This is a genomic window from Cyanobacteriota bacterium (assembly GCA_027618255.1).
Lineage (GTDB): Bacteria > Cyanobacteriota > Vampirovibrionia > LMEP-6097 > LMEP-6097 > JABHOV01.
Genome location: JAQCFG010000104.1, coordinates 1 through 2,618 on the forward strand (window position 1 = coordinate 1; position 2,618 = coordinate 2,618).

4 protein-coding genes are annotated in these 2,618 nt (G+C 36.6%); 1 reads left to right on the forward strand and 3 read right to left on the reverse strand.

The features are described 5' to 3' along the window. Positions 1-570: FAD-dependent thymidylate synthase (gene thyX / locus O3C63_09600; GenBank protein MDA0773177.1), on the reverse strand; the 570-nt coding region annotated here is incomplete at its 3' end. A gap of 155 nt (positions 571-725) precedes the next feature. Between thyX and O3C63_09605 the strand changes: the two genes are divergently transcribed. Further along, positions 726-1,217 (forward strand): hypothetical protein, encoded by a 492-nt coding sequence (locus O3C63_09605; GenBank protein ID MDA0773178.1) that lies wholly within the window; start codon positions 726-728, stop codon positions 1,215-1,217. On the opposite strand, the gene O3C63_09610 is transcribed toward O3C63_09605, so the two are convergent. Beyond that, positions 1,218-1,397, reverse strand: coding sequence for a hypothetical protein (locus O3C63_09610; GenBank protein ID MDA0773179.1), 180 nt, complete (start codon positions 1,395-1,397; stop codon positions 1,218-1,220). Positions 1,398-1,399: 2 nt separating this feature from the next. Then, positions 1,400-2,618: hypothetical protein (locus O3C63_09615; protein ID MDA0773180.1), on the reverse strand; the 1,219-nt coding region annotated here is incomplete at its 5' end.

Here is a 2,618-nt window from a genome sequence, read left to right on the forward strand (position 1 = left end):
AATAAATTCTGTGTGCGAACCGACAGGAAGGATCCCGCGTGCTTGCTCGCGGCAAACGCCAATCTCTAGTAATTTGTTGTAAGACTCAACAGCTTTGCTGTAAGCGTCTTGGTAGATTTCGGCAGCTAGGTCTTGATTGAGATTTTGAGCTTCAACACTTGCTTGTTTGTTTATTTCTGCTTGCTCGCGAAACTCAGCTGGCTGATAAACGGTGTTGTCAAAAACTGTGTAACGAGCAGAGATCTCATTAAAGACCCAACATCTATGCTTCATCCACTGACGAGCAATATAGATAGGGCACTTAACTCTAAACTTGATTGAGTTTTGTTCAAACGGCGTCCAGTGTTTGTGCTTGGCTAAAAACTTGATTAGTTTTTTGTCTCGCGGCTGAAACTCATCGGACTCAGAATGGTAACTAACTCTTGCAGCGTTGACGATTGATAAATCATCACCCATGACATCAAGCAGCTCCATGTGACCGAGTACTCCAAGATCAGCAAAAAGTGGATTGCTTTTGTCTTTCGTTATTTCGTTAGATTTATTGTCTGTAGTCTTTGTTGTTTGCGCCATGTGTGTTATTTTAGCAAGATTAATCAGTAGTACTTGATTAGAATGCTGTAATTTATCCAAATTCTCATAAATTTTTGATAGAGGGTTGATTTCTCTTATTTGGATGTGTTGATATGTATTGATTCGATCGACGGAAGGAAACAAAGGAGAACATAATGACACAGACGGATTTAGCAGGTGGTGATAAGGCAAGAAGATTTGATGGCTTAAGATCAGCAACTGTAGATCAACTTACAAGGAGAGATTTTGGAGCAGAAGCAATAGGAGCAGCAACAACAGGTGGAATAGCATCTTTATGGAGTGATACACCGGCTGAAACTAGAGAAGCTGCAGCAAAATGGCAAGAGCATGAAAAAACAACTGCTCAATATGAAAAAGAATTAGCTGATTTGGATAAAGAACTTGGTGTCATGAGCAAAATTTTTGATGCTGAAGTTTCTTATTTGAAATTGGTTAAAGCTGACGGTGTGGATAAAGCCACTGCAATAGAGTTGATTAATAAAGCTGGAACTGAAGTTAAAACAGAAATAGCTAAATTAACAAAACAGTTTGATGAGTCTAAGAATGAAAAGGCGTTAGCTAAACTTGAAAAATTTGAAGCTAAAATTGATGATGCTATTGCTAGTCTAAGAACTAAGTTTGAATAACTAATTTAGAGCTCTATAAGCATTAAATAGAGGATTATAAGTTTCGAATGCTTGAGCTGCTTGTTTTAGTTCTTTGTCATGATTAAGTTCCATTGATTTGAGACTTTGCTCTATAGCATCTTCATCGATAATGAAGTCTTGAGCTTTGTGTTCAAATTCTATTTTAATATCTTCTATCATAATTAAGCTTTGGCTGCATACTTACCTTTGATTGCTTCAAAAATCGCATTCAATAGGTTGTCTAAGAATTTGCTGAAACTAGTTTGTGATGCAGTGGGGTTACTTGGTTTAGTAGATTCTCTAACATTATTGATGCTAGTTTCTAGTGAATTGATTCTTGCTACATTTTCTGTTGGCTGATTTTCTTCAATGGTAAGTTTGTTTATTACTCTTGCTAAGTCTGGGCCTAGTGTTTGCGTAAGCTCGGCGTCGACTTCCTTTGTGAATTTATCTAATTTTGCAACAATCCTTGAAGCCTCTGCTGTTTTATCTAGTAAATCCTTTATAGAAATCGTATTCACGGTGGCAAGTTCAGTTGGATTCCAATTGATTGTATATCTACCATCGGTTCTCCTTACCTTTTCACCACGTGGTGGTGCGATATTCTTTTCTAAATAATTATGTAATTTAACTTTATCTGTATGGCTTTCTATTGCTTGATAAAGCTGAAAAGCGCCAAGTTGTTTTTTAGCTTGATTGTCAGACTGGAGATTAGTTAATATGCTTGCATTACTTGGATCATTGAGGATTGTATTGAAAGTAATTCTTTGAGGATTTTTTAAAACTCCTATTGAATTTTTTGTTTGTTCTACAAAGGTCTCAAGCCCATCAAGGTTAACGATGGCTGAATAGTTTTCTATTACATGAGTGCTAGTCATGGCTGCTAGATTAAGGTTGGAACTTGCGCCTATTGTTCTATAGATCATTGCTCTACTAGTATCCATAAAGATTGTATTGTGTGGAGTTGTTGCAGCTGTCATTGCTTCTTCAAGACTAATCAATGCTAAATAATGGTCAGCAGTATTAGTAGAATTGAGCTGATTGAGAATTTGTGGGTTATTCTGAATGACAGTTGAAATTGCTCGATCTGAAGAGATACTTGAGTTTAAATTATTTAGCTTGTCTTTTAATGCTGCGAAATTAGGATTGTCTGTACCAATGTTGCTATTAATTTCTGACATTACCGTGTTGATATTGTTTTGACTAATAGCTTCTGTTTGGTTTCTGAAATTGAGTAGAGCACTGTGATTAGTTTCAGGGGCTGTTACTGTGATTACTAGTTCTGGTCTTGTTCCTGACATTGCAGTGTTCCAGCTTGTTATCGCCTTTTGAGCATGGTGTTCTTGTAATGGAGCAAATGATTCATTTTGAATTCTTGCTATGTGTTCAGCCATTTCATGT

Bases quoted from the DNA above. Each gene is read 5' to 3' on its own strand.
- O3C63_09610 (MDA0773179.1), bottom strand. From the start codon at position 1,397: ATGATAGAAGATATTAAAATAGAATTTGAACACAAAGCTCAAGACTTC.
- O3C63_09605 (MDA0773178.1), top strand. From the start codon at position 726: ATGACACAGACGGATTTAGCAGGTGGTGATAAGGCAAGAAGATTTGAT.